Below are 22,883 nucleotides of genomic sequence, written 5' to 3'. Positions count from 1 at the left end.
ATGTCCACCGAGCGCGAAAAAATGGCCGCAGGCGAATGGTACAGCTGCATGGATGCCGAGCTGGATGTGCTGCGCGGCCAGGCGCGCCGAGCCGTTCACCAGCACAATACCTTGCCGCCGGATGATCGTGGGGCCATGGCACCGTTGCTGCGAACGCTTTTCGCCTCCGTGGCGGAAGGGACATTTATCGAAGCGCCATTTCATTGCGCTTACGGCTTCAACATCACCCTGGGCAAGAATGTCTATCTCAATACGGGCTGCGTCATTCTCGATTCTGCGAAGGTCGTGATAGGCGAAGGCGCGATGCTCGGCCCCGCCGTGCAGATCTATTGCGCGGAACATCATCTCGACCTGGTTCCACGCGCACAAGGCATTGAAATCGCAAGGCCGGTGACAATCGGCCGTGATGTGTGGATCGGTGGCGGGGCGATCCTTCTGGCCGGTGTTACCATTGGTGATGGCGCGATTGTCGGTGCTGGCTCGGTGGTGACGCGCGATGTGCCGCCGGGGGCGACGGTGGTGGGAAATCCGGCCCGGCCCATAAGGCGGAAGGACGCCTGAGACGTCCATTTTTGAAAGAACGGAGTCTATTAGCAGGCACCGTAACAAATCTGACATGAAACTGTTAAAGAGGCGTCATGGAACCCCTCTATTCGCATCCTCACCCCAATAAATGGTGGAGAGGATTTAGTAATGTTGAAGAAGATTTCCATGGCCGCAGTGGCGGTCAGCATTTCGGCAACGTCTTCCATGGCTGCGACCAACATCACCTGGTGGCACGGCATGGGCGGCCGTAACGGCGAAGTCATCAACGAAGTTTCGCAGAAGTTCAACGAAGCCCAGAAGGAATGCGCTCTGACGCCGGTTTCCAAGGGCTCCTACGAAGAAGCACTGGCCAGCGGCATCGCCGCCTTCCGTTCGGGCGAACAGCCGAACATTCTCCAGGTTTTCGATGCCGGCGCCGCCACCATCATCAACGCCAAGGGCGCGGTCATTCCTGCGGAAGACCTCATCAACAAGGCCGGTTACAAGTTCGATCGCGAAGCGTTCATCAACGGCGTGCGTTATTTCTACGCTGCCGCTGACGGCAAGTTCGTCGGCATGCCGTTCAACTCCTCCGCTCCGATCATGTATGTCAACGACGAAGCCCTGAAGAAGGCTGGCGTCGAGGCTCCGAAGACCTGGGAAGATTTTGAAAAGGTCGCGCCGAAGCTGAAGGAAGCCGGTTACATTCCGCTCGTCCAGTCGCAGCTGACCTGGCAGTTCACGGAGAACTTCTTCTCCCGCAACAACATCCAGTTCGCCACCAACAATAACGGTTACGACAGTGTTACCGACACCAAGCTCAAGCTTACAGACCCGAACCTCGTCATGATGTTCGACAAGCTGAAGGACTGGAAAGACAAGGGCCTGTTCGCCTATTATGGTGCTGGCTGGAACGACAACCAGAAGCCCTTCGAAGAAGGCAAGGTTGCTTTCTGGATCGGTTCTTCGGGTTCGTTCGGCGGCCTGCAGAAGACGGCGACCATGCCGTTCTCGGCAACCTTCCTTCCCTACTGGGGCTCCATCAAGGGCGCTGGCACCAACTCCTTCATCGGCGGCGCTGCTCTCTTTGCAATGTCGGGCAAGTCTGAAGCCGAAAACAAGTGCGTGGCTGACTTCTTCCAGTTCCTGACCTCGCCGGAAATCCAGGTCTTCTACCATAAGGCAACCGGTTACGTCGCCATCACCAAGGCCGCTTACGAAAAGGCCAAGGCTGAAGGTTTCTACAAGGAAAAGCCGGTCGCCGAAGTCGGCATCCAGCAGCTGTCGCTGCCGGGCGGCGAATGGTCCAAGGGTTATCGCCTCGGCTTCTACCCGCAGATCCGCGCTGTCATGGAACGCGAATATAACCGCATCTTCTCCGGCGAAGTCACGCCGAAGGACGCCTTCGACATCATCGAGAAGGAAGGCAACGACCTTCTGGCCCGTTTCGCCAAGACGGCCGGCTGATCGATCTTTTCGAAACCAATGATCGTTGTCGAGCCTCCTTTCCGACGGAAGGGAGGCTCGCTTCTGGATAAGGAGGCGCAAGCGTGGCCTATACATCGTCTCAACCGCGCCGGTTTTTATCCGGCTGGTCCGTAAGGGCTGGAAAACCCGCTAAGCCAGCTGAAGCCGGCATGAAGCGCGTACAGTTCTCCTCGTCCTTCGTGCCCTATCTGTTTCTGGCGCCGCAGCTCGCGGTGATTTTCATCTTCTTCTACTGGCCGTCCGTTCAGGCCGTGCATTCGTCCTTTTATATCGAAGATCCTTTCGGGTTCGGAGCCTCGTTTGTGGGGTTCGCCAATTATTCGGACGCGCTATTCAATCCGGAATATCTCAGCATCGCCAAGTTCACGGTCATTTTCACTGTGCTGGTGACCTTCTTCTCGCTGGCGCTCGGTCTGCTGCTCGCCGTCAAGGCCGATGCCGTCATTCGTGGCAGTTCGACCTACAAGACGGTGCTGATTTCCGTTTATGCCATCGCGCCGCCTGTCGCGGGCCTGATCGGCATGATGTTCTTCGACCAGCATATCGGCCCCTTCGTCAAGATGGCGGCGATGCTGGGCTGGGACATGAAGGTCGGCCTCAATTATTTCGACACGGCCTTCGCCATGATCGTCGTCGCCGTCTGGAAGCAGATCCCCTATAATTTCATCTTCTTCCTGTCCGGCTTGCAGGGCGTTTCCGTCGCCGTGCGTGAGGCCGCCGCCATCGACTGCCGCTCGGGCTTTCGCCGGTTCTGGACGGTCATCATGCCGCTTCTGGCACCCACCGCCTTCTTCCTGCTCATCATCAACATCACCTATTCCCTGTTCGATACGTTCGGCGTCATCGACGTGATGGTGAAGGACAAGGCGGCGAACAACCCGATCACGCTGGTCTACAAGGTGTTTCTCGATGGTTTCCGCGGCAATGACATTGGCGGCTCTTCGGCCCAGTCCGTCATCCTGATGCTGGTCGTCTTCGTCCTCACCATCATCCAGTTCCGCTTCATCGAGAAGCGCATCCATTACAATTGAGGGAAAAGACGATGTACAAGACAAAACCCCTCGATCATCTGGTGTTGATAACAGGCGCGTTGTTCCTGATATTGCCGGTCGTCGTGGCCTTCATGACCTCCACCCATACGGCGGCGGAAATCCATCGCAGCGGCCTGACGATCGTTCCGGGCGACAATTTCGTCGAAACTTACGAAAAGGTCCTGACCCAGAAGGGCGGCTTCACCGGGCAGATTACCGGTCTCAACATGATCATCAATTCGCTGATCCTCGGTGTGGGTTTCGCCGTTGGCAAGATCGTCCTGTCGATGACGGCGGCCTATGCGATCGTCTATTTCCGCTTCCGCTTTGCCACACTCGCCTTCTGGATCATTTTTACGACCCTGCTCTTGCCGCTCGAAGTGCGCATCATGCCGTCCTACGAGGTGATGAGCAAACTTGGCCTGTTGAACTCCTATACCGGATTGATCGTGCCGCTTCTGGCGTCTGCGACAGGCACCTTCTATTTCCGGCAATTCTTCAAATCCATTCCGGAGGAATTGCTGGAAGCTGCCCGCATCGACGGCGCCGGTCCGGTCAAGTTCTTTATCGACATCATCATCCCGTTGTCGCGCACCATGATGGCGGCGATCTTCATCATCATGTTCGTTTATGGCTGGAACCAGTATCTCTGGCCGATGCTGATGACGACGGATGAGAGTTTCTTCACCCTGATGCGCGGCATCAAGTCGATCCTGCAGGTCTGGGTCGGTTCGCAAATCCCCGATTATAACGAAGCTTTCGCGCTCGCCGTTCTGGCCATGCTGCCGCCGGTGCTGATCGTCATCATATTCCAGCGCTGGTTCATCAAGGGCCTCACCGAGAGCGATAAATAAGGAGACCGAAATGGCCGCTATAGAAATCAGTCAGGTCTGCAAGGATTATCATGGCGGCGTGCGCGCCGTGCATCACGTCGATATCGACATCAGGGACGGCGAGTTCATCGTTCTCGTTGGCCCCTCCGGCTGCGGCAAGTCCACGCTCCTGCGCATGGTTGCCGGTCTTGAGGACATCTCCGAAGGCACGGTGAAAATCGGTGACCGGGTGGTCAACCAGGCTGATCCCGCCGACCGCGATATTGCCATGGTGTTCCAGAATTACGCGCTTTATCCGCATATGTCGGTGCGCCAGAATCTGGAATATGGGCTGAAGAACCGCAAGACGCCAAAGGCGGAGATCGATGCACGTGTGGCCGAAGCCGCCCGTATGCTGCAGCTCGAACTCTATCTGGAGCGCAAGCCGCGCGCCCTTTCCGGCGGCCAGCGTCAGCGCGTCGCCATGGGCCGCGCCATCGTGCGCAAACCGGCGGCCTTCCTGTTCGATGAGCCTCTGTCCAACCTTGATGCCAAGCTGCGCGTCTCCATGCGCGGTGAAATCAAGCGTCTGCAAAAGCGCCTCGGCACCACCTCCATCTATGTCACGCATGATCAGCTTGAGGCCATGACGCTGGCTGATCGTCTGGTGGTGCTGAATGGCGGCCGCATCGAACAGATCGGTGCGCCACTGGAGGTCTATCACACCCCCGCCTCCACCTTTGTCGCCAGCTTCATCGGCTCTCCCGCCATGAACCTGCTGAATGCTGAATTGCATGGTGATAGCCTCGCCATCGGTCCGTCACTGTTCGCACTGAACGGTTTTGCGCCCGCCTCCGGCGCGGTGACGGTGGGCATGCGGGCGGAGGATTTGCGTGTCGCTGCTGCGGGTGAGCAGGGCTTCGCGCTTCGCGTCGACTACATTGAGGAGCTGGGTTCACAGCGCCTCGTGCATGGCATGATCGGCGACCAGAACCTGACAGTGGCTTTCCCGCCGGATGTAGAGGTTCCGGCCGCATTGTCGGTGACGATAGCGCCGGAAAAACTGCACTTCTTCTCCAACGAAACCGGTAAACGCATCGCCGGCAAGGCGGAACAGGTCCAGGTACAGCCCGCTCAGCTGGCGACGGCCTGATCACGTCGGAAGAAATCGGCGCGATGACTAAAATTGCGCCGATTGTCAAAACCGCTTTGTTACGATCCCGATGATAGAAGACCTCCAATATTTCACGGGGGTTTTCTCATATGTCGTTCAAAATGATGTTCGCGGCGGCTGCAACCATGGCGATCCGCACGATGCCAATATTGCCGGCCTATCTGCGCGGAGCAAAAGACGAGGCCGTTGTCAGCGCATCCTGCACCGATCTGCGGCTTCAGCCGGCCCCCATCAATCCGGACTGGATCATTTCCGGCGATCCGAAGGCGCGTGCGGCCGATCATTCCCGAAGCGGCGACCGCGCGTCCAGCACCGCCATGTGGGATTGCACGGCGGGTGAATTCCGCTGGTTCTTCGGCTGGGACGAGACCGTCTATATTCTGGAGGGCGAGGTGCATGTGACGGCGGAAGACGGCTCGATCAGCATCCTGCGGGTCGGTGACGTCGCCTATTTCCGGGCTGGAACATGGGCCACTTGGCGGGTGGATGACTATGTCCGCAAGGTCGCCTTCATGCGCCGTCCATTCCCAAGGGCGCTGGCGCTCGCCTATCGCGTCAAGAACAAGCTGTTTTCCGGCAGTTCCTACAAGCTGGCGGCCTGAACCAGTAAAACAGTCCAAACGACGGAGCCTCTCCGGCTCCGTCGGCGGAATTGTGAAGGTTCAATAAAACTCACACGAAGCACCGCTTGCAGCAGTTGCCTTTGAATGGTCGCTGCCCTACATCTTTCGGGCTTTCGGAAGCATTTCCGGGTCTCTTCGGGTCTCCGGGGAAGCTTGAAACGACGGACAATGGGCATTGTGGGCTGGCAAGGCGTCCCTATGCTGCAAGAGGAACATGCGCATGGCGAAGATCAAGAACGTCGCGATCCAGATGGATCATGTCTCCGGCATCAACATCGCCGGTGACTCCACCTTCGCCATGAGCCTCGAGGCGCAGGCGCGCGGATACCGGCTGTTCCACTATACCCCCGATCGCCTTTCCATGCGCGATGGCAAGATTTACGCCACCGTCGAGCAGATGGAACTGCGTGACATCAAGGGCGACCATTTCTCGCTGTCAGAGCCGGAGCGCGTTGATCTTTCGACCATGGATGTCATCCATCTGCGTCAGGATCCGCCATTCGACATGGCCTACATCACCTCCACCCATCTGCTGGAGCGCATTCATCCCAAAACACTTGTTGTCAATGACCCCGCCTGGGTGCGCAATTCGCCGGAAAAGATTTTCGTCACCGAATTCGCCGATCTGATGCCGAAGACCTTGATCACCAAGGACGTCGCCGAGATCGCCCGGTTCCGGAATGAAATGGGCGATATCATCCTCAAGCCGCTTTATGGCAATGGCGGTGCCGGCGTCTTCCATTCGGCGCGTGATGACCGCAATTTCTCCTCGCTGCTGGAAATGTTCGGCCAGATGTTCCGTGAGCCTTACATCGCCCAGGAATATCTGCCTGACGTCCGCAAGGGCGACAAGCGTATCCTGCTGGTGGATGGTGAGCCGGTGGGCGCGATCAACCGCGTGCCGGCGGAAAATGATGCCCGCTCCAACATGCATGCCGGCGGCCGGCCAGAACCGACGGAACTGACGGCGCGCGAGAAGGAAATCTGCCGCCGCATCGGTCCCGCCCTGCGCGAGCGTGGTTTCCTCTTTGTTGGTATCGATGTGATCGGCGATTATCTCACAGAGATCAACGTCACCTCACCGACCGGCATTCGTGAAGTGCAGAAATTCGGCGGTTCCGACGTGGCAAGCCTGTTGTGGGATGCCATCGAGAAAAAGCGCGAAGCTCAGGATTTCTGAGGCGATTTCCCGACCGAACTCCCTTTGTTCCGTGGGTACAACTAGACACAACTAAAATACATCGCCCGCGTGAAATTGTTCACCGGATGTTCTTGTTTTATTCTTTTCCTTGTGGCACGTTGCTTGCGGGTGGCCGCCACAGGGCATGAAGCTTTGATGTTGCGGCCGGTTTGCGGGGGCAGGCCATGGTGGCAAAGGTCAATACGGTTGCATTTCAGGGCATAGAGGGTGTGCCCGTCGAGGTGCAGGTGATGGTCGCACCCGGAAAGGTTGGCATCCAGATCGTCGGCTTGCCGGACAAAGCAGTGGCTGAAAGCCGGGAGCGAGTGCAGGCGGCACTACATGCTTCGGGTCTGGCGCTTCCAGCGAAAAAGGTGACCGTCAATCTCGCGCCTGCCGATCTGCCAAAGGAAGGATCGCATTTCGATCTTCCCATTGCTCTCGGGCTCATGGCCGCGTTAGGCGCCATACCGGCGGAGGCGCTCGGCCAATATGTGGTTCTCGGCGAACTCAATCTTGATGGCACCATCGGCGTGGTCTCCGGCGCGCTGCCGGCGGCCATCGGCGCCAATGCTCTCGGCAAGGGCCTGATCTGCCCGGCTGAAAGCGGTCCGGAAGCGGCCTGGGCCGGAGCCGGCATCGATATCCTTGCCCCGCGCAGCCTCATAGCGCTTGCCAATCATTTTCGCGGCACGCAGCTGCTTTCGCGCCCCGTGCCCGCCATCCGGACCAGTCCGGTCAATCTGCCCGATCTGGCGGATATCAAGGGGCAGGAAAGCGCCAGACGTGCGCTGGAAGTGGCAGCGGCTGGTGGCCATAATCTGCTGATGGTCGGTCCACCCGGCTCCGGCAAATCCATGCTTGCCGCGCGCCTGCCGTCCATCCTGCCGCCGCTGGAGGCGGCAGAGCTACTGGAAGTGTCCATGGTTCATTCCATCGCCGGCCAATTGTCGGGTGGCAAGCTTTCGGACCGCAGGCCGTTCCGCACACCGCATCACTCCGCCACCATGCCGGCTTTGATTGGTGGAGGGTTGCGCGCCAGACCAGGTGAGGCCTCACTTGCCCATCACGGCGTTCTTTTTCTGGATGAATTCCCGGAATTTTCGCCGCAGGTGCTGGATGCTTTGCGCCAGCCGCTGGAGACGGGTGAATGTATCATCGCGCGGGCCAATCACCGCGTCAGCTATCCGGCGCAAATCCAGCTCGTGGCGGCAATGAACCCCTGCCGGTGCGGCATGGCGGGAGAGCCGGGCTTCACCTGCGCCAGAGGTCCTCGTTGCGTAACCGACTATCAGGGCCGCATTTCCGGCCCGCTAATGGATCGCATCGATATCCGTATTGATGTTCCCGCCGTTTCTGCCACTGATCTCATCCGCCCCGTCGCGTCCGAGCCGAGTGCGGTGGTTGCCGCCCGTGTCGCCAATGCCCGCCTCGCCCAGCAGGAGCGTTATGCGGCGGCGGGGTTTCCTGCCATCCGCACCAATGCCCGCTGCACGACGACCCTGATCGAAAAATATGCCGAACCGGATGCGTCCGGGCTGCAATTGCTGCGCGATGCCGCCGAACGGCTGAAGTTTTCCGCACGTGGTTATCATCGTATTCTGAAGGTCGCGCGAACATTGGCCGATCTGGACGGAAAGCAGATGGTCGGCCGCATCCATGTGGCGGAAGCGGTGTCCTATCGTATCGCGGGTGAGAGGCTGCCAACAGCGGCTTGAGCCGTGGGACTTGCGCCTTGTTGGAAGAGTTTGGAGGAATTCTTCCAGAATGCTCCGCCCTTTTGCTATAAGCAGATGCGAAAGCAAGATCTGAAGCGCATCGCGTGAATTCGGTCGAATGCGAGGCAGTTCTGAAAACTGACATGCCGCCAGCGGTGCCGGCGGCATAGTGAACTTCAATTCTTTGCTCCGCGATCGCGTACCGGATGGGGCAGTTAGAGCCCAAGCCCTTCAAAAAGCGCCGTCGAGAGGTAACGTTCCGCAAAGGAAGGAACGATGACGACGATGTTCTTGCCGGCATTTTCCTCGCGCGCGCCGACCTTGATTGCCGCCGCCAATGCTGCACCCGAGGAGATGCCGACCGGCACGCCTTCGAGCCGCGCCGCAAGACGTGCGATTTCGAAAGCCTCGTCATTGGTGACGGTGACGATCTCGTCATAGATGCCAGTGTCGAGGATGGCCGGTGCAAAACCAGCACCGATGCCCTGAATCTTGTGCGGACCGGGGTTGCCACCGGAAAGAACCGGGCTGTCGGCGGGTTCCACCGCAATGACCTTCACGTCCGGCTTGCGGGATTTCAGAACCTGACCCGTGCCGGTGATCGTGCCGCCCGTGCCGATGCCGGAAACGAGAATATCAACCGTGCCTTCTGTGTCATTCCAGATTTCTTCCGCCGTTGTCTTGCGGTGAATATCCGGATTGGCGGGGTTTTCGAATTGCTGCGGTATGACGGCGTCGGGCAGCGTCTCGGCCAGTTCCTGCGCCTTTGCGATTGCGCCCTTCATGCCCTTGGGGCCTTCGGTCAGCACCAGTTCGGCACCAAGCAGGGCCAGCATTTTCCGGCGTTCGACCGACATGGTTTCCGGCATGGTCAGGATCAGCTTGTAGCCCTTGGCGGCGGCGGCAAAAGCCAGCGCGATACCCGTATTGCCCGATGTCGGCTCCACCAGCGTCGTCTTGCCGGGGGTGATCTTGCCCTGGGCTTCCAACGCTTCGATCATGGCAACACCGATGCGGTCCTTCACGGAGGCGATGGGGTTGAAAAACTCCAGCTTGGCAAGCAGGTTGGCCTTCACGCCCTTTTCTTTCGCCAGCTTGTCCAGCCGCACGATCGGCGTATCGCCGATTGTTTCGGTGATGGAGGAATAGACGCGTCCGCGTCCGGGCTTTCTGGCTTCGGGCATGATGCTCTCCTGTATGAAGGCCACAGAATAGTGACCGCAAGATTTGAGCGGCAGAATAGGAGCAATCGCCCTGTCAGGCTAGCGAACGTTCATCCTTATATGGCCGGTTTACCGGAAAAATTTCACGATAAGCGGGGTAAATGCACTAAATTATTTTAGGTGCTGCGGATCGCGATCATGGTCGCTGTTCCGGCCAGAATGCCCGCCGCCGTGCGGTTGAGGATCGTCAGCGCGCTCGGACGTTTCAAGAGGTTGCGCGCCTTGGCGGCAAGCAGGATGTAAGGCAGGAGAACGGCCATCAGCACGACGAAGGTGAGGGCGAGAAGTGTCGCATATTCTGACGGACCGATCATGCGGATATCGATCAGTGTCGGCACCAGCGCCACATAAAACAGCATGGTTTTCGGGTTGCCGAGGGTGATCAGCAGGCCGGACAGGAAGGACATCGGCATGCTGGTGCTTTTTTTCGCCTTCAGGTCCTGCGGCAAAAGGCCTGCGGTCCAGAGCTTCCAGGCGATATAGAGGAGATAGGCCGCGCCTGCGAATTTCAGCACCATGAAGGCTTCCTGAAAGGTCTGCGCCACGAAGGCCAACCCCAGTATTACGCCGGTCAGGTAGATCATGTCGCCCAGCACCAGCCCGAGGCCCATGAAGAAGGTTTCCCGAAAGCCCGAACCCAGCGCCCGCGCCACAATAGCCGTCATGCCGGGGCCAGGAATGGCGGCGGCAATGAAGAGGGCTGTGGCATAGGCCAGAAGGGTCGTCAGTGTCATGATCATGTTTCCCGGAAAATCCGCTCGATCAATAGCGAAATTGCCGGGTAAAAACAATCGATCATGCTGGCTGCCGGTCAGACCCCGGTCGAACCGAAACCGCCGGTGCCACGCGCCGTCTCAGAGGTTTCCGTTACTTCGCTCACGGTAACCTGCGTCACCGGCGCGATCACCATCTGCGCAATGCGCATGCCGCGCTCGATGGTGAAATCATCCTGTCCCAGATTGGCCAGAATGACCTTCACCTCGCCGCGGTAATCGCTGTCCACCGTGCCGGGGGAGTTGAGGCAGGTGATGCCGTTCTTGATGGCGAGACCGGAGCGGGGGCGGATTTGCGCCTCGTAACCGTGCGGAACTTCGAAGATGAAGCCGGTCGGCACCAGCGCCCGTTCGCCGGGTTTCAACGTCAGCGGTTGATCTGCAGGCACTGCGGCGCGCAGGTCCATGCCGGCAGCACCGCCGGTCTCATAGGACGGCAATTCGAGGTCTGCGCCATTGGCGAGGCGGACGAGGCGAAGAGGGGGGCGATTATCATTTTGAACGGTCATGCGGCATTAGTTTGCGCAGATCGCGGCAAGGTCAATTGCAAATGCGGGCCTGAAACGCTAGATAGCCCGCAATTCACAGGATTTGTCAGATGGCCGAAACACTTGCCGAGGCGGTCTCCCGCCGCCGCACCTTTGCTATTATCGCGCACCCGGACGCGGGTAAGACCACACTCACCGAAAAACTGCTGCTGTTCGGCGGAGCGATCCAGCTTGCCGGTGAAGTGAAGGCGAAGAAGGATCGCATCCAGACCCGTTCGGACTGGATGAAGATCGAGCGTGAGCGCGGTATCTCGGTCGTCACCTCGGTCATGACCTTCGAATATAACGACCGGGTCTTCAACATTCTCGATACGCCGGGCCACGAAGACTTTGCCGACGACACCTACCGCACGCTGACAGCGGTGGATGCGGCGATCATGGTCATCGATGCCGCCAAGGGTATCGAGCCGCGCACGCTGAAGCTCTTCGAAGTCTGCCGCATGCGCGATATTCCGATCATCACCTTCATCAATAAAATGGACCGCGAAAGCCGCGACCCCTTCGAGATTCTGGATGAGGTCGAAGAAAAGCTGGCGCTTGATACCGCGCCGATCACCTGGCCGGTCGGCCGGGCGAAAAGCTTCTGCGGCGCTTATAATCTTGCCGAAAATACCTTTCGCGGCAACGACACGCAGGTAGACGGCCTTTCGGTCAACGGTCCGCAGGCAGTTGCCGATCGGCTGCCGGAAAACGAACGCAAGGTCTTTGTCGAAGAAACGGAACTGGCGCTGGAAGCCTGCCGTCCCTTTGACCGTCAGGCGTTTCTCGAAGGCCACATGACACCGGTGTTCTTCGGTTCGGCGCTGCGCAATTTCGGTGTACGCGACCTCATCAATGCGCTCGGCGATTTCGCGCCGCCGCCGCGCGATCAGGTGGCGGATACCCGCACCGTGCATGCGGCTGAAGACAAGATGACGGCCTTCGTCTTCAAGATTCAGGCCAATATGGATCCGAACCACCGCGACCGCATCGCCTTTGCCCGCATCTGCTCCGGCAAGCTGGAGCGCGGCATGAAGGCGCGCCTGTCACGCACCGGCAAGTTGATGGGGCTGACCGCGCCGCAATTCTTCTTCGCCTCGCAGCGCCAGCTGGCCGATACGGCCTTTGCGGGCGATGTGGTCGGCATTCCCAACCACGGCACGCTGCGCATCGGCGATACGCTGACCGAAGGTGAAAACCTCGTCTTCCAGGGCGTTCCGAACTTCTCGCCGGAAATCCTGCGCCGCGTGCGTCTGGAAGACGCGATGAAGGCGAAGAAGCTGAAGGAAGCTCTGCAGCAGATGGCGGAAGAGGGTGTTGTGCAGCTCTTTTCGCCGGAAGACGGTTCGCCGGCCATCGTCGGTGTCGTCGGCGCGCTGCAGCTGGATGTGTTGAAAGAACGGCTGATGGGCGAATACGGCCTGCCGGTCTCCTTCGAAATGTCACGCTTTTCCGTCTGCCGCTGGATTTCCTCCGATCAGCCGGCGGAGATGGACAAGTTCCTCAACGTCAAGCGCGGCGATATCGCCCGCGATCTGGATGGTGATCCGGTGTTTCTGGCGCAGGACGCCTTCTCGCTGCGTTACGAATCCGAGCGGTTTCCGGCGATCAAGATGGTCGCGATCAAGGAATATCACGTCGCCAAGGCTGCGTGATATCAGCCGGATTGCACTTTGTATGCCAAGGGCTTAGTTTCCCCTGAAACGGGAAACTGGTCCGGCATCATGACGCTTTCAGGCAAACATATTCTCCTCATCATCTCCGGCGGCATCGCGGCCTATAAGAGCCTCGATCTTATCCGCCGCCTGAAAGAGCGCGGCGCGAAGGTGACGCCTGTCATGACGAAGGGTGCTCAGGAATTTGTCACTCCGCTGGCCGTCGGCGTGTTGTCGGCAACGCATGTCTTCACCGAGCTTTTTTCCAGACAGGACGAGCAGGATGTCGGTCATATCAGGCTGGCGCGTGACTGCGATCTGGTGCTGGTCGCGCCCGCCACCGCCGATCTGATGGCAAAGATGGCGCATGGTCTGGCCGACGATCTCGCCTCCACTATCCTTCTTGCGACTGACCGCAAGGTGCTGGTCGCGCCTGCCATGAACCCTAAAATGTGGTCGGCGAAGCCGACGGCACGCAATGTCGACGTGCTGAAAAAAGACGGCGTGGTTTTTATCGGACCCATGGCAGGCGAGATGGCGGAGAAGGGCGAAGCGGGTCTTGGCCGCATGGCGGAGCCATTGCAGATCGTCGAAGCGGTGGAGACGCTTTTGGACAATGGCCCCAAGCCGCTCAAGGGCAGAACGGCCATCGTCACTTCCGGCCCCACGCATGAGCCGATTGATCCGGTGCGTTATATCGCCAACCGCTCGTCGGGCAAGCAGGGCCATGCCATCGCGGCAGCGCTTGCGGAACTTGGGGCGGAGGTCACGCTGGTGTCTGGTCCCGTCACCATCGCCGATCCTGCCGGTGTTACAACGGTCCATGTCGAGCGCGCCGAAGAAATGCGCGATGAGGTGATTTCAAGGCTTCCGGTCGATATCGCCGTCATGGTCGCGGCCGTCGCAGACTGGCGGGTTGTTGGCTCGTCGGAGCAGAAGATCAAGAAGCAGCCGGGGGATGCACCGCCAGCGCTGCAACTGATGGAAAACCCCGATATTCTGAAAACCGTGGGCCACCACGAAAAGCGCCCGAAACTGGTGGTCGGCTTCGCTGCGGAAACACAGGACGTGGAGAAAAACGGCAGGGCCAAGCTCGAGCGTAAGGGCGCGGATTATATCGTAGCCAATGATGTCTCGGCTGAAACCGGCATCATGGGCGGAGACCGCAACAGCGTGAAGATCATTTCGGCGGAGGGCGTAGAGGTCTGGCCGGATCTCGACAAGACCGAAGTCGCCAAACGTCTGGCGGCCCTTATTGCGGAGAAACTCGCATGAGCCTGTTCGATCGCAAGACATTCGACAGAGTGCTGGGCGAATGGCCGGGCGTGCGTTTCGTCGATCAGTGGGATTCCCATGTCGCGAAGGTCGGCGACAAGGTCTTTGCCGTGTTGGGCGAGCGGGTCGACTGGCGGCTGGTGGTGAAATGCTCTGAGGAGAGTTTCGAAATCCTCACCTCGCTTGAGGGCATCGGTCAGGCGCCCTATTTCGCCAAACGCAAATGGATATCGATCGGTGACCATTCACCGCTCGAGCAGGAGGAACTGGAGCACTATGTACGCCGCTCCTATGAACTTGTTTCAGCCGGCCTGACGAAGAAACTGCGCGCTGAACTGGGCATAGTTCTCGGCTGACATCATCTGCCGGGCGTTTCGCCTGAATTGTCTTTCGTGTTTCGCCCGATGATCTGGTGAACACCTTTCCTGGTGAAGGGCTGAAAAAGCTGGGGCAGAAAGCCCTTCGCAATTTGGCCCTTGATGCCGATATTGGTCGAGGATGGGCGATTAGGGTTGAAATAGCTGCCGAACAGCTGGTCGAATATGACGAGATTCTCCCCGTAATTGGTGTTTCCTTCGGGAAGTTCCTTGGAATGGTGCCAGCGGTGCAGCCGCGGCGTGCTGAACACGTAGTCAAGCGGGCCGGTTTTCATATCGACATTGCAATGGGTCAGAATGCCGATGAAGGCGGTAACGGCGCCAAGCCACCAGAAAACCTGCAAGGGTGCGCCCATCAAATAGAGCGGAAGCTGACTGAGCGCGATCTTGAAGAGCGAGTCCGCCACATGAAAGCGGCCGGTATTGACCACCCACAGCCGGACAACGCTGTGATGCAGGGCATGGAAACGCCAGAAGAACACGGTTTCATGTGCGATACGATGCGCCCAGTAAAGGCCGAATTCAGCGATAGTGACCGCAAGCGCGACCTGAACGACCATCGGCAGATCAGAAGGCCAAAGATTGAACCGCATGGCCGCAAGCGGTTGCAGCACGTTGGCGGTCAACATCGGAAAGATTGCGCCTGCAACGGCGGCAAGCTGCACAAGACCCTTGGTCAACAGGGTGTGGCCGATGCTGGTTGCGGTTTCGCCATCCCCCTGAAGCCACTGGACTTCATAGGGAATGTAACGTTCCAGGAGAAACAGGCTCAAAACCGCGCCCGCATAGACGCTCAGAAACGCGCCTATGGGATGGCTGCTGTTGAAGGCGAAATAGGAGCCGGCAAGGCCGGAGAGGAACACCATCGGCCACGAACAATAGGCAAGGGCCTGTTTCACTGCGTGAGTTTTTGCCATGAATTTCAATTCCCGTCCGGCAATCATCTACCATTCAACCAGCGACGCAACTCTCCGCAGGATCGCGGTTGCCCGTCGCTGACGCGCCCGTCCCTGCATGGATCGGTGCGCATTGGCCGCATCGCCCGATAATAGTCCCATTCCCTGCGATCATACCTGTCGCTGCGTCGCCATTCCCGTTTCAGCTCGTCGCAACTGCGTGGTATTCCATCGTTTATGCTACCGTCCGTGCAGGGGTCGTGGACCCTGTGTTGCGCCATTGCTTCCGGCACTGCGACCGGTTGAAGACTGAAGAATAGCGAGCCAACCAGAAGTGTGAACAATCGCATCGGTCACCTGTTTCGTTGAGAAGATCAGGTCACTATTCTTCATTAGATTGCATGAGCATGGCATGCGGTCGTCACGTCGGCTGGACAGGCGTTTTTTGGTAACTGAGGTGCCCAACCCTGACATCGCGCACCTCCAGGTTCAGATATGTCTTAGCTGATTCGGATGGCAATATAGAGAAGCGTCAGCGCAATCACCCACAGCGCAATCCGCCCCCATTTGGTATGGCGCGCTTCCGCCTTGCCGATGGCTTCGGCTGTCTGGGCATCAAAACGCAAGCCGTTTTCGCTCATATACATCAGTTCGGAATGCAGCTTTTCCGTCTTGGCGGCGATCTCGGGTGCCGCTTCAGCAAGCTTTAGAGCGGCCTTCATGCCGTCTTTCAGATCGGTGACGATGCGCTTCGGACCGAGATTGTCCCTGATCCAGCCGCCGACGACCGGATCGGCCGCTTTCCACATGTTGAAGCGCGGGTTGAGCATGCGCGACACGCCTTCCACCACCACCATGGTCTTTTGCAGCATCACCAGTTCCGGCCGCGTTTCCATGTCGAAAAGCTCGGTCACTTCGAACAGCAGGGTCAACAGCTTGCCCATGGAGATTGTCTCGGCCGGCTGGCCGTGGATCGGCTCGCCAATGGCGCGGATCGCCTGCGCGAAACTGGCTTTATCGTGATGGCCTGGCACATAACCGGCCTCGAAATGGACTTCCGCCACCCGCATGTAATCGCGGGTGATAAAGCCGTAGAGGATTTCGGCGAGGAAACGGCGCTCCTTTTTGCCGAGGCGTCCGGCAATGCCCATATCGACGGCGACGATCATGCCATTCGCATCGACGAAGAGATTGCCGGGATGCATGTCGGCATGGAAAAAGCCGTCGCGCAGCGTGTGCCGCAGGAAGGACTGGATGAGCGTGTCGGCAAGCTGGTTCAGGTCGTGACCGGCGGCCTTCAGCCCCTCGATATCCGACATCTTGACGCCGTCGATCCACTCCATGGTGACGACATCGCGGCCGGTGCGCTCCCAGTCCACCTCGGGAACGCGGAAACCGGGATCATCCTTTGTGTTTTCTGCAAGCTCGGAAAGGGCAGCGGCCTCGAGCCGCAGATCCATTTCGATCTTGGTCGTCTGCTCCAGTGTGCGTGTCACCTCCACTGGCCGCAGACGGCGGGCTGAACGGACAAAGCGCTGCTGCAGGTCGGCAATCAGATACATCGCCTCCAGATCGTTCTGGAAACGCTGGCGCACGCCGGGGCGGATGACCTTGACGGCCATCTTTCGCGGTCCCTTCGGAGTATCCACCATTGCCGGGTGAACCTGGGCGATGGAGGCCGCGGCGATCGGATCGCCGAATTCCCTGTAGAGATCAGAAACCGAACGACCGAGCGAGCCCTCGATATTGGCCTTCGCCGCGGCGGCCGGGAAAAATGCCATACGGTCCTGAAGGCTTGCGAGATCGTCGGCGAAATCGGCGCCCACCACATCCGGGCGGGTGGCCAGAAACTGCCCCATCTTCACATAAGACGGTCCAAGCCGCTCGACGGCTGTTGCCAGCCGGTCGCTACGCTGCGCCCGTTTGGCCTTGCTGCGGGCGAAGGGTTTAAGCAGTGCTTTCAACGCTTGCGCGGGAGCAGGAAGGTCGTCGGACGGCAAGGCCAGCACGACGCCTTCGCGCACGAGAACCCAGCCAACCCTTGCGAGGCGGAAATATGCGCCCAAAGTGCTCATGCTTATGCCTGTCTCCTGCTTCTGCTGGCCATGCTCTTAAAGCTTCCAGCCGGAATGCAGGGCGGCAATGCCGCCGGTGTAATTGGTATAGGAGACGCGGGAGAAACCGGCGGTACGGATCATCGCCGCGAAATCCTCCTGATTGGGGAATTTGCGGATCGACTCGACCAGATATTGATAAGGCTCGGCGTCGCCGGTGATCATCTTGCCGAATTGCGGAATGGCGTTGAACGACCAGGCATCATAGACGCGGTCGAGCAACGGCATTTCGACTTCGGAAAATTCCAGCACCAGCAACCGTCCGCCGCGTTTCAGCACGCGATGGGCCTCCTTCAGCGCGACATCAATGCGTGGCACGTTGCGAATGCCGAAGGCGACGGTATAGGCATCGAATGTATTCGCCTCGAAGGGCAGATCCTCGGCATTCGCCTCGACAAAAGTCAGATTATCGGAGAGCTTCCTTTTGGCTGCGCGCTCTTCGCCAACGGCAAGCATCGAGCCGTTGATATCGAGAACGGTGGCATGCGCCAGACGATTGGAGGCTTCAACGATGCGAAACGCGATATCGCCGGTGCCGCCTGCCACATCAAGAACCTTATAGGAAGCATCCTTGCGCGGTGAAAGCGAAGACACCATGGCGTCCTTCCACAGCCGGTGCAGGCCGGCCGACATCACGTCGTTCATGATGTCGTAGCGCTTGGCCACCTTGTGAAAGACCTCGTTGACCATCCCCTGCTTCTGGCCTTCATTCACCTTGTGAAAGCCATAGGACGTTTCCATGCCGCCTTCGGCGGTGGTGCGGGCATCGGTCATCGTCTGTCTCCATATTATTGCGTGGCGGACCATAGCGGAAACGCCATGGCGACGCTATCTGTTGCCGCATCGCCTGGGCGCGACATTTCGCGTGCATTGTATAGACCACATGGTCCTAACGATAAACTGCCGGATAAGCCAGATGCCAGAATTGCCAGAAGTCGAAACTGTCAGACGCGGCCTCGCCCCCGCCATGGAAGGGGCAAGGGTCCGCAAACTCCACCTTGGCCGCCCCGATCTGCGTTTTCCATTCCCTGAGGATTTTGCGACGCTGATCGAAGGCAAAACGATCATATCGCTTGGGCGCCGGGCGAAATATCTTTTGATCGAACTGGAGGACGGGCTGACGATCATTGCCCATCTCGGCATGTCCGGCTCGTTCCGCGTGGAGGCGGAGGCGGATGAAGCCGGCAATACGCCCGGCGCGTTTCATTATGCCCGCTCAAAGGATGGCAAGCACGACCATGTCGTCTTTCATCTGGATAAGGGAGAGGAGCGCGTCTGCGTCATCTATAATGACCCGCGCCGTTTCGGCTTCATGCATCTGGTGGAGCGCAACAAGCTCGATCTCTATCCGGCTTTTGCGGAGCTTGGGCCGGAGCCAACAGGCAATGCATTGAGCGCCGATTATCTGGCAGGCCGGTTTGCGGGCAAGAGCCAGCCCTTGAAAGGCACGCTGCTGGATCAGAAGGTCATTGCCGGCCTCGGCAATATCTATGTCTGCGAGGCGCTGTGGCGCGCTCATCTTTCTCCTTTGCGGGCAGCGGGAACGCTGGTGACGACATCAGGCAAGCCCAAAGCACAGCTCACCGATCTCACGGAAAAAATCCGCGACGTTATCGCGGACGCCATCGCCGCCGGCGGCTCGTCTTTGCGCGACCATATACAGACGGACGGAACGCTCGGTTATTTCCAGCATTCCTTTTCGGTCTACGATCAGGAAGGCCAGCCTTGCCGGACACCCGGCTGCGGGGGTACGGTTGAAAGAGTGGTGCAGGCCGGTCGTTCGACCTTCTATTGCGCCGCCTGCCAGAAGTGACTGAGCCAAGAGTAATGGGCCGGAATAACGGAGAAGGGGAGATTGCCGTGGACTATGAAACGATACTGGTCGAGAAGCGTGATGAGGTGGGCGTCATCACGCTCAACCGCCCCAAGGCGCTCAACGCCCTCAACTCGGTGCTTCTGAAAGAACTGCGACACATTCTCTCTTCATTCTCTACCGATGATTCCATCGGTGCGATCATTATCACCGGCTCGGAAAAGGCATTTGCCGCAGGCGCCGACATCAAGGAAATGCAGGGGCTGGATTTCGTCGACGCCTATGTCGGCGACTTTCTCGGCGGCTGGGACGAGGTCGCCTCGACGAGGAAGCCGGTCATCGCCGCCGTTTCGGGTTTTGCGCTCGGCGGCGGCTGCGAGCTGGCAATGATGTGCGATTTCATCATCGCTTCGGAAACGGCGAAGTTCGGCCAGCCGGAGATCACCCTCGGCGTCATTCCCGGCATGGGCGGCTCACAGCGGCTGACACGGGCGGTGGGCAAGGCAAAGGCCATGGATCTGGTTCTGACCGGCCGCATGATGGATGCGGCGGAGGCCGAGCGTGCCGGTCTCGTCTCGCGCATCGTACCGGCCGCAAATCTGATGGAGGAGGCGGTGGAGGCTGCTACCCGCATCGCTTCGCTGTCACGTGCCTCGGTTCTTATGGCCAAGGAAAGCGTCAATCGCTCCTTCGAGGTGTCGCTGGCGGAAGGCTTGAGATACGAAAGGCGATCCTTTCAGTCGCTCTTTGCAACGGCGGATCAGAAGGAGGGCATGGCGGCCTTCATCGAAAAGCGCAAACCCGTTTTCCGGAATCGCTAAGGAGTCGGAATATCGGCGTTTTCCGCCATTTGCGCGTTGACGGACGTGCGCTTTAGCGGTATATGCCCGCCCACGGTTAAGGAAAGCCATCCGGCTTGTCCGAAATTACTCCCGCATTCTTGGGTTAAGTGAGGTCGTCGAACGACCCGATCCTCTGGTTGCGGAATTTGGTTTGAATTCGAAGAGAGGCATACATGGCCAATACAACTTCGGCGAAAAAGGCGACCCGCAAGATCGCTCGCCGTACCGCAGTCAACAAGGCTCGCCGTTCGCGCGTTCGCGGCTTCATTCGCAAGGTCGAGGAAGCCATCGCTTCCGGCGATCTGGCAATCGCCACCGAAGCTCTGAAGGCAGCTCAGCCTGAGATCCAGCGCGCAGCTACCCGCGGCGTCCTGCACGGCAACACCGCATCCCGCAAGGTATCGCGTCTTGCACAGCGCGTTAAGGCTCTTTCCGCCTAATCCGGCTAATCACAAATAACTATTCAAAAAGCCTGGTCTTTTGACCGGGCTTTTTGTGATTCTAACTGCCTGTTAATCATTCCTGCCGTAACGTGACAAACGCGTGTCAGATGGACGACAGGAAATATTAAATAAAAACAATGGCTTGCTGGAGGTCTCTCGGAAAATGGGAAGCTTTCTCTACGGAAGTCGTGACCAGTTTTGAGTCAAGAAGATTTTTATTTTTTTACCAAAACAGGCTCTCTAAAATTGCCAAAATTGAATCTCATTGATTCATAAGCGATTCTGCTTCGGGCCTTGCCGGTGATGCAAAACGGCCTTTGTGAGTCAATGGCCGTTCTGAGTTTTTGCAGAAAAAACGCCATTGATCTCTCCCCACGATCCTGCCTAAATGCATTTCAACAAGGGGTGCGGATCTCAGTCCACAGATTATCTCGATGATAATATCGACGATATTCACCTTCTTGCTGGCGGGTCTTTCGAGGCCCGTTTTCTCAGGTCATGGAGCTTTTTGCGCCGTTTCGGTCTCGGAACGGGCAGGGGTTTTTTGTCCTCAAGAATACGCCTTAGGGTTGTGGCGAAAGGAGCGTCTTTAGCGTGTCGCAGGCCTCTCCATGAGGGGGAGGGAAATGGGATAACCGGCTCGCAAACAAGTAGTAGCCTTTGATGCTCTTTCGAGGGGAGCGCTGAAGGCGGGAATAATACGAGGGGGATCTCTGGCGATCGATTTTTGATCGTCAGGCTATGATTGGCAATTTGAAAGGCGGCAATATGCAATTGAATTTGGCGATGGGTGCGGTGGCCGATGGGGACCGCGCACCGAAGGCTCGTGATGCAGCTTGCTCAGAAGCGGCAGGGGACAAATCGGCAATGAAGCACGATGCGCTGTTTGAACGTTTTAGCGCGCGGCTCAAGGCACAGGTTGGTCCCGAGGTCTATGCAAGCTGGTTTGCACGGCTTAAACTCCATACCGTTTCGAAAAGCGTCGTCCGCTTTACCGTTCCGACGACCTTTCTGAAGTCCTGGATCAACAACCGTTACATGGATTTGATCACCAGCCTCGTCCAGAGCGAGGATCCGGATGTGCTGAAGGTGGAAATTCTTGTCCGCTCGGCCAGCCGTCCGGTTCGTCCGGCGCAGACTGACGAACGGGTGCAGCCCGCACCTGAAGTCGGGGCGGCTCCGCGTAACAAGTCCTTCATTCCGTCGCAGCCCGCGACAGCGCCTTCCACACAGCCTGCGGCAGCGCAGGCGACCCTGCGTCAGGGTGGCTCCGGGCCGCTGTTTGGCTCGCCGCTCGATACACGTTTCACCTTCGATACCTTTGTCGAAGGCTCGTCCAACCGTGTCGCACTTGCGGCGGCAAAAACGATCGCCGAAGCCGGTGCCGGCGCCGTGCGCTTCAACCCGCTGTTCATCCATGCGGGTGTCGGCCTTGGCAAGACGCATCTTCTGCAGGCCATCGCCAATGCCGCCATCGACAGCCCGCGCAATCCGCGCGTGGTCTATCTGACGGCTGAATATTTTATGTGGCGTTTTGCAACTGCGATCCGCGACAATGATGCGCTGACGCTGAAGGACACGCTGCGCAATATCGATCTGCTCGTCATCGACGACATGCAGTTCCTGCAGGGCAAGATGATCCAGCACGAATTCTGCCACCTGCTGAACATGCTGCTCGACAGCGCCAAGCAGGTCGTGGTGGCGGCAGACCGTGCGCCGTGGGAGCTGGAATCGCTCGATCCGCGTGTGCGTTCCCGTCTTCAGGGCGGCATGGCGATCGAGATCGAAGGTCCCGATTACGACATGCGCTATGAAATGCTCAACCGTCGTATGGGTTCTGCACGTCAGGACGATCCGTCTTTCGAGATTTCGGACGAAATCCTGACCCATGTGGCCAAGAGCGTGACGGCGAGCGGACGCGAGCTTGAAGGCGCCTTCAACCAGCTGATGTTCCGCCGCTCTTTTGAGCCGAACCTCTCGGTTGACCGTGTCGATGAGCTGCTGTCGCACCTCGTCGGAAGCGGTGAGGCCAAGCGCGTACGCATCGAGGATATTCAGCGCATCGTCGCCAGACACTATAATGTGTCGCGACAGGAGCTGGTTTCCAACCGCCGCACCCGCGTCATCGTCAAGCCGCGCCAGATCGCCATGTATCTGGCCAAGATGCTGACGCCGCGCTCCTTCCCCGAGATCGGTCGCCGTTTCGGCGGTCGCGACCACACCACGGTTCTCCACGCGGTACGCAAGATCGAGGAACTGATTTCCGGCGACACCAAGCTCGGCCACGAGGTTGAGCTGTTGAAGCGGCTGATCAACGAAAACAACGCATGAAAAAAGCGGCCTCCGGGCCGCTTTTTTTGGCTTCTCAATTTTTGACTAGCTCAGGATCGGCAG

General features: G+C 58.6%; 21 protein-coding genes. 15 read left to right on the top strand and 6 right to left on the bottom strand.

All coding sequences use genetic code 11. From position 1 onward, the window contains the following. From DXT96_RS13790 to DXT96_RS13755, 8 genes are all read left to right on the top strand, one after another. Window positions 1–561, top strand: coding sequence for a sugar O-acetyltransferase (locus tag DXT96_RS13790; RefSeq protein WP_153515215.1), 561 nt, complete (start codon window positions 1–3; stop codon window positions 559–561). A gap of 132 nt (window positions 562–693) precedes the next feature. Then, on the top strand, window positions 694–1,992 hold the full coding sequence (locus DXT96_RS13785) for an extracellular solute-binding protein (RefSeq protein WP_149898377.1): 1,299 nt from the start codon (window positions 694–696) through the stop codon (window positions 1,990–1,992). Window positions 1,993–2,075: 83 nt separating this feature from the next. Continuing rightward, window positions 2,076–3,044: an ABC transporter permease subunit gene (locus tag DXT96_RS13780; RefSeq protein ID WP_371418861.1), complete on the top strand. Its 969-nt coding sequence runs from the start codon at window positions 2,076–2,078 to the stop codon at window positions 3,042–3,044. 11 nt (window positions 3,045–3,055) lie between these two features. Next, window positions 3,056–3,898 carry a sn-glycerol-3-phosphate ABC transporter permease UgpE gene (gene ugpE, locus DXT96_RS13775; RefSeq protein ID WP_153515214.1) on the top strand — a complete coding sequence of 281 codons (843 nt, stop codon included), beginning with the start codon at window positions 3,056–3,058 and terminating at the stop codon, window positions 3,896–3,898. Window positions 3,899–3,908: 10 nt separating this feature from the next. After that, entirely contained in the window at window positions 3,909–5,009 is a 1,101-nt protein-coding gene (locus DXT96_RS13770) for a sn-glycerol-3-phosphate import ATP-binding protein UgpC (protein ID WP_153515213.1), read from the top strand. 110 nt (window positions 5,010–5,119) lie between these two features. Then, window positions 5,120–5,632: a cupin domain-containing protein gene (locus tag DXT96_RS13765; protein WP_149898380.1), complete on the top strand. Its 513-nt coding sequence runs from the start codon at window positions 5,120–5,122 to the stop codon at window positions 5,630–5,632. 241 nt (window positions 5,633–5,873) lie between these two features. Next, window positions 5,874–6,833: a glutathione synthase gene (gene gshB, locus DXT96_RS13760; RefSeq protein ID WP_153515212.1), complete on the top strand. Its 960-nt coding sequence runs from the start codon at window positions 5,874–5,876 to the stop codon at window positions 6,831–6,833. A 185-nt stretch (window positions 6,834–7,018) separates the two neighbouring features. Then, window positions 7,019–8,551: a YifB family Mg chelatase-like AAA ATPase gene (locus DXT96_RS13755; protein WP_153515211.1), complete on the top strand. Its 1,533-nt coding sequence runs from the start codon at window positions 7,019–7,021 to the stop codon at window positions 8,549–8,551. Between the two features lie 215 nt (window positions 8,552–8,766). Here the strand turns inward: DXT96_RS13755 and cysK are convergent, their stop codons facing one another. The 3 genes from cysK to dut all read right to left on the bottom strand — a co-directional run bounded on the left by cysK (window position 8,767) and on the right by dut (window position 11,056). After that, on the bottom strand, window positions 8,767–9,735 hold the full coding sequence (cysK, locus tag DXT96_RS13750; protein ID WP_153515210.1) for a cysteine synthase A: 969 nt from the start codon (window positions 9,733–9,735) through the stop codon (window positions 8,767–8,769). Between the two features lie 155 nt (window positions 9,736–9,890). Then, on the bottom strand, window positions 9,891–10,508 hold the full coding sequence (locus DXT96_RS13745) for a LysE family translocator (RefSeq protein WP_046799448.1): 618 nt from the start codon (window positions 10,506–10,508) through the stop codon (window positions 9,891–9,893). Between the two features lie 77 nt (window positions 10,509–10,585). Continuing rightward, window positions 10,586–11,056, bottom strand: coding sequence for a dUTP diphosphatase (gene dut, locus DXT96_RS13740; protein ID WP_153515209.1), 471 nt, complete (start codon window positions 11,054–11,056; stop codon window positions 10,586–10,588). Between the two features lie 89 nt (window positions 11,057–11,145). Between dut and DXT96_RS13735 the strand changes: the two genes are divergently transcribed. The 3 genes from DXT96_RS13735 (at window position 11,146) to DXT96_RS13725 (ending at window position 14,360) form a co-directional block, all read left to right on the top strand. After that, the gene (locus DXT96_RS13735; RefSeq protein WP_097101319.1) at window positions 11,146–12,729 is read left to right on the top strand and encodes a peptide chain release factor 3; all 1,584 of its coding nucleotides are present in this window, start codon (window positions 11,146–11,148) and stop codon (window positions 12,727–12,729) included. Window positions 12,730–12,798: 69 nt separating this feature from the next. Continuing rightward, on the top strand, window positions 12,799–14,004 hold the full coding sequence (gene coaBC, locus DXT96_RS13730) for a bifunctional phosphopantothenoylcysteine decarboxylase/phosphopantothenate--cysteine ligase CoaBC (protein ID WP_153515208.1): 1,206 nt from the start codon (window positions 12,799–12,801) through the stop codon (window positions 14,002–14,004). Further along, complete coding sequence (locus DXT96_RS13725; RefSeq protein WP_149898386.1) at window positions 14,001–14,360, top strand: MmcQ/YjbR family DNA-binding protein; 360 nt, start codon at window positions 14,001–14,003, stop codon at window positions 14,358–14,360. The genes coaBC and DXT96_RS13725 overlap by 4 nt, the downstream gene beginning before the upstream one ends. A 2-nt stretch (window positions 14,361–14,362) precedes the next feature. Here the strand turns inward: DXT96_RS13725 and DXT96_RS13720 are convergent, their stop codons facing one another. The 3 genes from DXT96_RS13720 to ubiE all read right to left on the bottom strand — a co-directional run bounded on the left by DXT96_RS13720 (window position 14,363) and on the right by ubiE (window position 18,165). Next, window positions 14,363–15,298, bottom strand: coding sequence for a sterol desaturase family protein (locus DXT96_RS13720; protein ID WP_153515207.1), 936 nt, complete (start codon window positions 15,296–15,298; stop codon window positions 14,363–14,365). Between the two features lie 479 nt (window positions 15,299–15,777). Next, complete coding sequence (gene ubiB / locus DXT96_RS13715) at window positions 15,778–17,352, bottom strand: 2-polyprenylphenol 6-hydroxylase (RefSeq protein ID WP_153515206.1); 1,575 nt, start codon at window positions 17,350–17,352, stop codon at window positions 15,778–15,780. 36 nt (window positions 17,353–17,388) lie between these two features. Continuing rightward, on the bottom strand, window positions 17,389–18,165 hold the full coding sequence (ubiE, locus tag DXT96_RS13710; RefSeq protein ID WP_149898389.1) for a bifunctional demethylmenaquinone methyltransferase/2-methoxy-6-polyprenyl-1,4-benzoquinol methylase UbiE: 777 nt from the start codon (window positions 18,163–18,165) through the stop codon (window positions 17,389–17,391). A gap of 142 nt (window positions 18,166–18,307) precedes the next feature. Here ubiE and mutM point away from each other — a divergent pair, with 142 nt between their 5' ends. The 4 genes from mutM to dnaA all read left to right on the top strand — a co-directional run bounded on the left by mutM (window position 18,308) and on the right by dnaA (window position 22,820). Continuing rightward, complete coding sequence (gene mutM / locus DXT96_RS13705) at window positions 18,308–19,204, top strand: bifunctional DNA-formamidopyrimidine glycosylase/DNA-(apurinic or apyrimidinic site) lyase (RefSeq protein ID WP_153515205.1); 897 nt, start codon at window positions 18,308–18,310, stop codon at window positions 19,202–19,204. Between the two features lie 47 nt (window positions 19,205–19,251). Beyond that, entirely contained in the window at window positions 19,252–20,025 is a 774-nt protein-coding gene (locus tag DXT96_RS13700) for an enoyl-CoA hydratase (protein ID WP_188355942.1), read from the top strand. A gap of 194 nt (window positions 20,026–20,219) precedes the next feature. Further along, window positions 20,220–20,486 carry a 30S ribosomal protein S20 gene (rpsT, locus tag DXT96_RS13695; RefSeq protein WP_149898392.1) on the top strand — a complete coding sequence of 89 codons (267 nt, stop codon included), beginning with the start codon at window positions 20,220–20,222 and terminating at the stop codon, window positions 20,484–20,486. Window positions 20,487–21,356: 870 nt separating this feature from the next. Next, window positions 21,357–22,820, top strand: a complete 1,464-nt coding sequence (gene dnaA, locus DXT96_RS13690; protein WP_371418874.1) for a chromosomal replication initiator protein DnaA — start codon at window positions 21,357–21,359, stop codon at window positions 22,818–22,820. Window positions 22,821–22,883 lie beyond the last annotated feature (63 nt).

Origin of the sequence: Agrobacterium sp. ICMP 6402 (genome assembly GCF_009498615.1) — a bacterium.
GTDB classification, from domain to species: domain Bacteria; phylum Pseudomonadota; class Alphaproteobacteria; order Rhizobiales; family Rhizobiaceae; genus Agrobacterium; species Agrobacterium burrii.
This window is presented reverse-complemented; position numbering and strand designations above follow the sequence as displayed.